This is a genomic window from Neisseria sp. HMSC70E02 (genome assembly GCF_001838645.1).
Classification (GTDB): domain Bacteria; phylum Pseudomonadota; class Gammaproteobacteria; order Burkholderiales; family Neisseriaceae; genus Neisseria; species Neisseria macacae.
Genome location: NZ_KV838109.1, coordinates 1 through 10,221, shown reverse-complemented (window position 1 = coordinate 10,221; position 10,221 = coordinate 1). Strand labels below are relative to the sequence as shown.

General features: G+C 52.7%; 10 protein-coding genes. 1 reads left to right on the top strand and 9 read right to left on the bottom strand.

The window, feature by feature from the left end; all coding sequences use genetic code 11:
* Positions 1-89: 89 nt before the first annotated feature.
* From HMPREF3277_RS09190 to gmk, 5 genes are all read right to left on the bottom strand, one after another.
* Entirely contained in the window at positions 90-536 is a 447-nt protein-coding gene (locus HMPREF3277_RS09190) for a GatB/YqeY domain-containing protein (protein ID WP_070870932.1), read from the bottom strand.
* A 169-nt stretch (positions 537-705) separates the two neighbouring features.
* A complete protein-coding gene (rpsU, locus tag HMPREF3277_RS09185; RefSeq protein ID WP_002214819.1) occupies positions 706-918 on the bottom strand; it encodes a 30S ribosomal protein S21 in 213 nt (70 codons plus the stop codon).
* A gap of 406 nt (positions 919-1,324) precedes the next feature.
* Positions 1,325-3,481 (bottom strand): RelA/SpoT family protein, encoded by a 2,157-nt coding sequence (locus HMPREF3277_RS09180; protein ID WP_003764533.1) that lies wholly within the window; start codon positions 3,479-3,481, stop codon positions 1,325-1,327.
* Between the two features lie 108 nt (positions 3,482-3,589).
* Positions 3,590-3,796, bottom strand: coding sequence for a DNA-directed RNA polymerase subunit omega (gene rpoZ / locus HMPREF3277_RS09175; protein ID WP_003740638.1), 207 nt, complete (start codon positions 3,794-3,796; stop codon positions 3,590-3,592).
* A 57-nt stretch (positions 3,797-3,853) separates the two neighbouring features.
* Positions 3,854-4,471, bottom strand: a complete 618-nt coding sequence (gmk, locus tag HMPREF3277_RS09170; RefSeq protein WP_070635924.1) for a guanylate kinase — start codon at positions 4,469-4,471, stop codon at positions 3,854-3,856.
* Between the two features lie 210 nt (positions 4,472-4,681).
* On the opposite strand from gmk, the gene dxs reads away from it, so the two are divergent.
* Positions 4,682-6,595: a 1-deoxy-D-xylulose-5-phosphate synthase gene (dxs, locus tag HMPREF3277_RS09165; protein ID WP_070870931.1), complete on the top strand. Its 1,914-nt coding sequence runs from the start codon at positions 4,682-4,684 to the stop codon at positions 6,593-6,595.
* A 279-nt stretch (positions 6,596-6,874) separates the two neighbouring features.
* Here dxs and HMPREF3277_RS09160 read toward each other — a convergent pair whose 3' ends face one another.
* From HMPREF3277_RS09160 to HMPREF3277_RS09145, 4 genes are all read right to left on the bottom strand, one after another.
* Positions 6,875-7,540: a sulfite exporter TauE/SafE family protein gene (locus HMPREF3277_RS09160; protein ID WP_070870930.1), complete on the bottom strand. Its 666-nt coding sequence runs from the start codon at positions 7,538-7,540 to the stop codon at positions 6,875-6,877.
* A 321-nt stretch (positions 7,541-7,861) separates the two neighbouring features.
* Positions 7,862-8,638, bottom strand: a complete 777-nt coding sequence (locus HMPREF3277_RS09155) for a TatD family hydrolase (RefSeq protein ID WP_070870929.1) — start codon at positions 8,636-8,638, stop codon at positions 7,862-7,864.
* A gap of 4 nt (positions 8,639-8,642) precedes the next feature.
* The gene (locus HMPREF3277_RS09150; RefSeq protein ID WP_003760734.1) at positions 8,643-8,999 is read right to left on the bottom strand and encodes a PilZ domain-containing protein; all 357 of its coding nucleotides are present in this window, start codon (positions 8,997-8,999) and stop codon (positions 8,643-8,645) included.
* 19 nt (positions 9,000-9,018) lie between these two features.
* Positions 9,019-9,996, bottom strand: a complete 978-nt coding sequence (locus HMPREF3277_RS09145; protein ID WP_070870928.1) for a DNA polymerase III subunit delta' — start codon at positions 9,994-9,996, stop codon at positions 9,019-9,021.
* Positions 9,997-10,221 lie beyond the last annotated feature (225 nt).

Genomic DNA, 10,221 nt, shown 5'->3' with positions numbered 1-10,221 from the left:
TTTATGAGTGTCCAAGATTTGGGGGCCAGTTCAATTTTCAGACGACCTTTTTGTCGTTCTTGAATCCGTCCAAAGCGGTCAGTATTCAATTATGAAGTCAGCGCAGCTTTAAGGATTTTGTTGACTTCGCCCATATCGGCTTTGCCCGCCAACTGGGTTTTCAACACGCCCATGGCTTTGCCCATGTCAGCCATTCCGGAAGCCCCGGTCATGGCGATTACGGTTTCCGCGGCAGTGCGGATTTCTTCGGCAGACATCATTTGCGGCAGGTAGCGGTGCAGGATTTCGATTTCGGCATTTTCTTTGTCTGCCAGGTCCTGACGGCCTGCTTCGGCGTAGATGTTGGCGCTGTCTTTGCGCTGTTTGACCATTTTGGTAATGATGGCAATCACTTTGCCGTCATCGGCTTCGGTGCGCTCGTCTACTTCAAATTGTTTGATGGCGGCATTGATGAGGCGGATGGTGCTTAAAGCAGTTTGATCTTTGGCACGCATCGCGGTTTTCATGTCTTCGGTTAATTGTGCTTTCAGGCTCATGGGATGACTTTCGGGAAAAGATGGAAGATGGTATTGCACATACTGCCTTAGAGGATTCTCTATTTTTCAGACGACCTTTTGTCTTACAGGTCGTCTGAAAAACAAAACACACCGCAGATCAAGCCTTGCGGTGTGTTTCGGCATCACAGGGCAGACCTGCAATTGATGTTTAGTACATTTTAGGAGGCAGTTGTTGGCTGCGCAGACGTTTTTGCAGGCGTTTTACGGCTGCGGCTTTTTTGCGTTTGCGCTCGGTAGTCGGTTTTTCGTAAGCTTCACGGGCGCGCAGCTCGGTCAACAGACCGGTTTTTTCTACGGCACGTTTGAAACGGCGCATGGCTACTTCGAAGGGTTCGTTCTCTTTAACGCGGATTGCAGGCATTTTATTTCCTTTAAATTGAATTCTGGTTTCAAACCGCCGAAAGGGAGAAAGGTAAAAAGGGGCGGTTTGTCAAAAAAGTGGTTGTTTGTATCTCGGGTGTCTTGCGACCGGCGGGATACGCGCCGTGATGTAAACATCACCTCCTAACAAGTCGGCTTAGCGCCGGGTATGCCGTCGATGCGGCTGCAAATGAATTGCGGGATTATCTTTGATTGCGTCGTTTCTGTCAAGTTTGAAGGTCGTCTGAAAACCTTGAATATCGGTTTTCAGACGACCTTTGTAGTATTTCGCGCGTCTGTGGTATTTCGCACGTCTTGTTGATTTTGCGAAAGTATCTTCCGGATTTTAAGAAGGCTTAAACCCTATCTGGCGGCAAAACGGCATCGGCTTTACCACCCTTCTTCCGTTAGCTTCGAACCACTTTGCGCACTTGGGGAATGGCGTGCAGGTTGTGAATAATTTGGTTGATTTGCGCCAAGTCCTTCACTTTGATGATGAACTTGAATTCGACAAAGCCTTCCGTGCCTGCCAGCGCTTTGTTGGGGGTTTCGACGGATTCGATGTCTGCTCCGGAGTTGGAGATGGCTTGCGCCATAAGGGCAAGCAGGCCGTGGGCGTCTTCGGATTGGATACTGAGTCCGGTGCGGTAGGTATGGCTGCCTATGCCTTCCCAGTTCGCATCAAGCTGCTGTTCGGGGTCGGATTTGAGCAGGGTCGGACAGGTATCGCGGTGGATAATCATGCCTTTATCTTTGACCAAAAGGGCGCGGACGGAATCGCCCGGGACGGGGTGGCAACATTCGGCAAAATGGATGCGGCCGGTTTCTTGGTCGTTGACTTTGATGGGGCTGAGTTTGACTTCGCTGCCGAAGTGCTGCCCTGCCAGTTCGGCGATGTGCATGGCGACGTACACGGGCAGGGTATGCCCCATGCCGACGTTGTAGAGGACTTCTTCAAACGAGGTTTGTTTGTCGTTGAGGTCGGCAAGGTATTTTTCTTTGAGGTCGTCTGAAAGCAATACGTCTTTGGGCAACAGGCTGGACAGGGCTTTTTGCAGGAGGTTTTCGCCGAGGACGATGGCGTCGTGGCGGTTGAGGTTTTTGACGTATTGGCGGATGGCGCTGCGCGCGCGGCTGGAAACGGTGAAATTCAGCCATGCCGGATTGGGCTTGGCGTGTTCGGAAGTGATGATTTCAACGGAATCGCCGGTTTTGAGTTTGGTGCGCAGGGGCATCATGGTGTTGTTGATGCGCGCGGCGACGGTTTTGTGGCCGATGTCGGTGTGAACGGCGTAGGCGAAGTCTATGGGCGTCGATCCTTTAGGCAGGGTGAGGATTTTGCCTTTAGGTGTCAGGATGTAGACTTCGTTGGGGAACAGGTCGACTTTGACGTGTTCGAGGAATTCGATGGCGTTCGCGCTGCTGGCTTGCAAATCGAGGATGTTTTTGAGCCATTGGTTGGTATGGAGGACGGCTTGATCGACGGTATTTTCGCCGGATTTGTATATCCAGTGGCCGGCAATGCCGCCTTCGGCTACGGCATCCATTTCGCGCGTGCGGATTTGGACTTCAATGGGCAAGCCGTATGGGCCGACCAGGGTCGTGTGCAGACTTTGGTAGCCGTTGCTTTTGGGGATGGCGATATAGTCTTTGAAGCGTCCGGGTTTGGGCTGATAAAGATTGTGCAGCGCGCCGAGTGCGGCGTAACACGCGGGAATGCTGTTGACGATGACGCGGAAGCCGTAAATGTCCATGACTTCGGCAAAGCGCAATTTTTTCGCCAACATTTTTTGATGGATGCTGTACAGGTTTTTTTCCCGACCTTTGATTTTGGCTTCGATGTTCGCACCGACCAAACGCTGACTGAAGGCGCGCAAAACTTTGCCGACGACGTCGCGGCGGTTTTTGCGGCTGTTGTCCATCGCTTTTTTAAGGGTTTCGTAGCGGTTCGGGTGGAGGTTTTGAAACGATAAATCCTGAAGCTCTTGGTAGGCGTTGTTCAAGCCGATGCGGTTGGCGATTTGGGCGTAGATTTCGAGGGTTTCTTTGGCGATGCGGCGGCGTTTGTCGGGGCGCATGGAGCCGAGCGTGCGCATATTGTGCAGGCGGTCGGCGAGTTTGACGACGATCACGCGCACGTCTTTGGTCATGGCGAGGATGAGCTTGCGGAAACTTTCCGCCTGATGCTCGGCATGATCTTCAAATTTGAGTTTTTCGAGTTTGGAAAGTCCGTCCACCATCTCGGAGATGGTTTCGCCGAATTCTGCCGCCATTTCGATTTTGGATACGCCCGTGTCTTCGAGTACGTCGTGCATCACGCCCGCGCACAAGCCTTGTATGTCCATGTGCCACAATGCAAGTTGCGTGGCGACGGCAAGGGGGTGGGTAATGTAGGGTTCGCCGCTTTTACGGGTTTGTCCGTCATGGGCGTGAAAGGCGTAGGCGACGGCTTTTTCAAGCTCGGCCTGTTCGGATGGGCTGAGATAGGAGGCGGTACGGAACAAAAGTTCGCGTGCTTCGGCAGTCAGCGCGTCGTAGGGGGCAGTGGGCTGGGGGGCGGGCATTTCAGACGGCCTTCGGTGTGTGTTTTGTTTTGAGCCGTCAGACTGTATCGGTCGGATGTCGCGCCGATACAATCCGCGCGGCGGTTGGGCAGATTTTGCCTACTGGTATTATTTGTTGCGTGTCAGCAGCTCAGTACCGATTTGACCGGCGGCGATTTCGCGCAGGGCGGTAACGGTCGGTTTGTTGTTACGGATGTCGTCAACCATAGGGGCGTTGCCGTTTTCAAGCTGGCGCGCGCGGCGGGCGGCGACGAGGGTCAGGTCGAAATGATTGGGGATTTTGCCTGTGCAGTCTTCAGTGGTGATACGGGCCATGTTTGCTTTCTTTCTATTAATTTGTGATGGAATGTAAATGCGTATTTTCGCTGTTTTTCAGGAATTTTCCAACAGGTTTGAGATAAATCCTTGCTGAGAAGATTTTTTCAGACGACCTGCTTTGATGATGTGGAGCAAATCGGCTTCTGCCCTATCCAAATCATCGTTGACGACAATATAGTCAAACAGGACGGATTGTTCGATTTCGTGACGCGCTTTGGAGAGGCGGGTTTGGATGACTTCCTCGCTGTCGGTGCCGCGCCCGATAAGGCGTTCGGCAAGGACTTCGAACGAAGGCGGCAGGATGAAGATGCTGCTGGCTTCGGGCAGGGATTTGCGTACCTGCGCCGCGCCTTGCACGTCAATTTCCAAAATCACATCGTAACCCTCTTCGCTAAGGGAATTGACCCCCGCAATGCTGGTTCCGTAATAATTGCCGAAAACGTTTGCGTGTTCGAGGAAGGCTTTTTGCTCAATTAAGGATTCAAATTCTTCCTTCGGAACAAAATGATAATGCACGCCATGTTGCTCGCCTTCGCGCGGCTGGCGGGTGGTGTGCGATACGGAGACGCGCAAATCGGCGTTGTTTTTCAAAAGACGGGAAACCAGCGTGGTCTTGCCCGTGCCGGAAGCGGCGGAGATGATGAAAATATTGCCTTTTTTATGGGGTTTCATGATGTCGGTACCGATGGGATTATCTGTTGATTGTAGCATACGGGGCGTGTAATTTCATGTTCAGACAACCCTTACACACATTCCCAAACGCCGCGTCCATCGGCAGGCAACCTTTTAACGGCGATACCCGCCCTCCGGCAGGAAACCCACGTCTTTCTAAACTCTTGCTATAATTGCCCGATAGACACAATAAGCCCGCAAAGACACACCATGAGCCACACTCCGTTATTAGACACCATCAATCTGCCGCAAGATTTGCGCAGGCTGGATAAAAAACAGCTACCGCAGGTTGCCGCCGAATTGCGGGCATTCCTGTTGGATTCGATAGGCAAAACCGGCGGGCATTTCGCCAGCAATCTGGGCGCGGTCGAGCTGACCATCGCCCTGCACTATGTATACGACACGCCGGAAGACCATTTGGTTTGGGACGTCGGCCATCAAAGCTATCCGCACAAAATCCTCACCGGACGCAAAAACCAGATGCACACCATGCGCCGCTACGGCGGCTTGGCGGGTTTCCCCAAGCGCAGCGAGTCCGAATACGACGCGTTTGGCGTAGGACATTCGTCCACCTCCATCGGCGCGGCTTTGGGCATGGCGGCGGCAGACAAACTCTTGGGCAGCGACCGCCGCAGCGTCGCCATTATCGGCGACGGCGCGATGACGGCGGGTCAGGCGTTTGAAGCCTTGAACTGCGCGGGCGACATGCACGTGAACCTGCTGGTCATCCTCAACGACAACGAAATGTCGATTTCCCCCAACGTCGGCGCGCTGCCGAAATACCTCGCCAGCAACGTCGTGCGCGATATGCGCGGCGTGTTGAGCACCATCAAGGCGCAATCAAGCAAGGTTTTGGACAAGCTGCCCGGCGCGATGGAGCTTGCCCAAAAAGTCGAGCACAAAATCAAAACGCTGGCGGGCGAAGCTGAACACGCCAAGCAGTCGCTGTCTTTGTTTGAAAACTTCGGTTTCCGCTACACCGGCCCCGTGGACGGTCATAACGTCGAGCATCTGGTTGACGTATTAAAAGATTTGCGCGGCCGCAAAGGCCCGCAACTGCTGCACGTCATCACCAAAAAGGGCAACGGCTACAAACTCGCCGAAAACGACCCCGTCAAATACCACGCCGTCGCCAACCTGCCCAAAGACGTTTCAGACGACCTCAAAACCGCAACGTCGTCTGAAAAAGAAAACAAGCCCGCCGCCAAACCGACCTATACGCAAGTGTTCGGCAAATGGCTGTGCGACCAGGCGGCGGCAGATTCCCGATTGGCGGCGATTACCCCCGCCATGCGCGAGGGCAGCGGACTGGTTGAATTCGAACAACAATTCCCCGACCGCTATTTCGATGTCGGCATCGCCGAGCAGCACGCCGTTACCTTTGCCGGCGGTTTGGCTTGCGAAGGCATGAAGCCCGTCGTCGCTATTTATTCCACCTTTCTCCAGCGCGCCTACGACCAACTGGTGCACGACATCGCCTTGCAAAACCTACCCGTTTTGTTTGCCGTCGACCGCGCGGGCATCGTCGGCGCAGACGGCCCGACCCATGCCGGTTTGTACGATTTGAGCTTCTTGCGCTGCGTGCCGAATATGATTGTCGCCGCGCCGAGCGATGAAAACGAATGCCGCTTGCTGCTTTCGACCTGCTATCAGGCAAATGCCCCCGCTGCCGTCCGCTATCCGCGCGGCACGAGAACAGGCGCGCCCGTTTCAGGCGGCCTCGAAACCGTAGCCATCGGCAAAGGCATCGTCCGCCGCCAAGGCGAGAAAACCGCATTCATCGCCTTCGGCAGCATGGTCGCCCCCGCATTGGCGGTTGCTGAAAAACTGAACGCTACCGTCGCCGATATGCGCTTCGTCAAACCGATAGACGAAGAACTCATCGTCCGCCTCGCCCAAAGCCACGACTACATCGTTACCGCCGAAGAAAACGCCGAACAAGGCGGCGCAGGCAGCGCGGTGCTGGAAGTATTGGCTAAACACGGCATCTGCAAACCCGTCTTGCTTTTGGGCGTTGCCGATACCGTAACCGAACACGGCGATCCGAAAAAACTTTTGGACGATTTGGGCTTGAGTGCCGACGCAATGGAAAAACGCATACGCGGATGGCTGCCGGCGGTTTGAACTGAAGCTGCGATTATAGTGGCTTAAATTTAAATCAGGACAAGGCAACGAAGCCGTAGACAGTACAGATAGTACGGAACCGATTCACTTGGTGCTTCAGCACCTTAGAGAATCGTTCTCTTTGAGCTAAGGAGAGGTAACGCCGTACTGGTTTAAAGTTAATCCACTATAAATAACGCCGCCGTTGCAAGCAATGAATAAAGGTCGTCTGAAAACGGATTTTCAGACGACCTTCAATGTATGAACCCTACCCTTTTAAAAGGCGTTTCATTGTTTGATTCAAAGCATTACCGCCAAACGGAAAATCGCCCAGCCCGCGACCAATAGCCCGGCGCACAGACGGATGGCTCTGCGTTGTAAAAGTGTTTTCAATTGTGCTGCAAAAATCCCCATTGCCAACAAATTCGGCAACGTTCCCAGTGCAAAAGCCAACATATACAGCCCGCCCTGCACCGCATTGCCGCTGCCTAAAGCATACAATGAAGCGCTGTACACCAAGCCGCAAGGCAGCCAGCCCCACAACATGCCTACGCCGAAACAAGCCGGAACGGATTTAATCGGCAGCAGTCGGTTCAGAATCGGATTCAAACGTTTCCATATCGGTCTGCCTATGCGCTCAATCTGCGTAGCCGCCGTAGAAAGACCCGCCAGATACAGCCCCAACAGCAACAGCAAAATATTCGCCGCAATATACAGGCCGTTTTGCAGCCAGCGCGTATCATCCAAAGAAATACCGACTTGCCCGACCAGCCCGACAATCAAACCTATCAATACATAGCTGCTGATGCGTCCCAAATTCAATAGGACAATCAGTCCCAGCCGATTAAGATGCGGCGGAAGCTGCAACGCAAACGCACTACTCAACCCGCCGCACATTCCGACACAATGCGTACCGCCGAAAAAGCCGAGTAGAAATAGGGTGAAAAAAGTGATGTCGTAATTCATTATTGGAAAGGCGATGTATCGATAGAAGTATGATTTGTCAGAAAAACGGAAAACGATATGATGAAAGCCAATCTTTAAATATTTTCAAGAAGTTGCCATCTTGATTTTCGCGTTGATTTTAAACCCATCCATGACTATCTGTCCGCTTTTACACTGGCCTTCTTGCGATACCGATTTTATCGATGACTTCCGTCATCTTCCATTTTCTGCCCAACAAAATTACCCAGTCTGACTGTCCACTTATATAAATAATTCCAAATTTCAAAAGGTCGTCTGAAACGCTAGATAAAGCATTTTCAGACGACCTTTTTTCTATTCGAATCAAACACGGATGTCGGGTACTTTATTGAACAGACGATAGAAATTGTCGCTAGTGTAAGCGGCAAGCGTTTCTACGGGTTCGCCGCGCAGTTTCGCCACAAACTCGGCGGTGTAACGGACATAGGAAGGTTCGTTAGGCTTACCGCGTTTGGGGACCGGGGCGAGGAAGGGGGAGTCGGTTTCGACCAGCATTCTGTCCGCTGGGACGTATTTGGCTGCTTCCTGAATTTGCGGCGCATTTTTGAAGGTAACAATGCCGGAAAAGGAAATGTACAGCCCCAAATCCAAAGCGGCTTTGGCAAAAGCGGTATCTTCGGTGAAGCAGTGGATAACGCCGGAATTGGTTTGACCTTCTTTCAGAATCGCCAAAGTATCGGCGGCGGCATCGCGGGTGTGGACAATCACGGGCAAACCGCTTTCGTTGGCGGCTTGGATGTGTTCGGCGAAGCGGCGGTGCTGCCATGCCAAATCGCCTTTGCACCAGTAATAATCCAAGCCCGTTTCGCCTACGCCGGCGACTTTCGGGTGTTTTGCCGCTTCGACCATTTCAGCGACGGTAAATTCTTCGGCTTCTTGGCTGTCGGGGTGGACACCTATGGTGCAGTAAATCTGTTCGTTGGCTTGGGCAATGTCTAAGACTTCGGCGAAACTCTGTTTGCTCACGCTGATGGCAAGCGCCTGCTTGACGCTTTGTTCTTCCATGTTGGCGAACACTTCAGGCAGGCGGTTGCTCAAGCCTTCGAAATTGAGGTGACAGTGCGAATCGATTAAATGCATAGTTTTAAAGCGTGAAGGTGACGCGGTCGCTGCGCAGTTTCGGTCCCAGCTCGCCTTCAATCAGGGTTTTCGCCTGAAGACAGCTCTCGTGTTCGGAAAATGCGAGTCCGACGCCTTTGGGACGGTGTGCGGAAGTACGTGCGGGGTTGATCCAGACGACTTTGGTAGGCAGGAAGCGTTTGGGATAATCGGCGATTTCAACGGCGAGCAGGATGTCTTCGCCCAAGGAAAATACGTCTTCGGTCGGAACAAAAAGTCCGCCGTGTTCGAGAAACGGCATATAGCAGTTGTAGAGCAGGGTCGGGTCTTTAAGCTGCAACGCCATCATTTTCGCCGGAATGTCTTTATTGTTGTTTACCATTTTGTTTTACCTTATCTGATTATTTGTTTTGCCAAAATTCGAGATATTCAGTCAATAGATACTCAAGCTGCATTTTAACACTCAAGGTGTGGTATCCGTAAGGGCTGAGTGCGTTCAGACGACCCGTCAGCGCAAACAGGCGGCGCGGATCGGTTTTGGAAGCCGTCTGCGACAATGCCTGCGCGTAATCGGGATAATAAAGCGGCGGCATTTGTTGTTGCGCCAAGCCGACATCCAACAGCCATTTCTGCATCCAATCGATGAAGACTGCCAACGGCTGCTTGTGTTTGTCAAACGCAGCGGCATAGTCGAGTATCGTCAACAGTCGCGGGGCGGCAAGCAAAGTGAGCAATTCTTCGCGCAAGTCATCCATTTCAGGCGCATGGGCAAACAAAGGCGCACCGCTGTGAAAAGCCAGCAGCGATTCCGCATCGTCTACACCTTCTTCGCGAAGATACGCCAAAGCTTCGTCGCGCGAAGGTGCGGGCAAAACCATCTGGCGGCAACGGCTTTTAATGGTCGGAAGAAGCTTGTCGCGCGCATGCGTAACCATCAAAAAAACAACATGTTGCGGCGGTTCTTCCAAAGCCTTAAGCAAGCCGTTTGCCGCCTGCACGTTCATACTTTCAGCGGGATGCACCAATACCACCCGCAATCCGCCGCGCACAGCCGTCAGATAAATGTTTTCCACAATATCGCGCACGGCATCGATTTTAATCTGCAACAATTTTCGCCCGACCGCACCGTCTTCGGGAATTTCAGGAGTGAGTTCGTAAAAATCGGGATGGCTGTTTTGCAAAAACAAATGACACGAAGCGCATACGCCGCAAGGCTGATGATCTTCCCGAGGCGATTCGCAAAGCAAAGCCTGCGCCACAAACCGCGCAAACGCCGTTTTGCCGGTGTTTTCCTTGCCGGTAAACAGCCAAGCGTTCGGACGGTTTTCCCAATGGCCGGCAAGCTGCCACCACTGGTTTTGATGCCACGGATAAATCATATCGGGAAGTACAAGCGTTTGAACAAAAGCGTGATTATACAGGGAAATGTTGGAGGTCGTCTGAAACTGAGAATACAATTCGAAACGTTTATAACATCGTCTCTATCCTCTTTCCGCCTCTTCTCAGCCTTTTTGACCCTCCCTTCTCCTCAAAAGGTTCCCTGCCCCTATTCCCCAGCGTCATCTACCGCAACGGATGTCAACGCGCTATTTGGCGGTGACGTA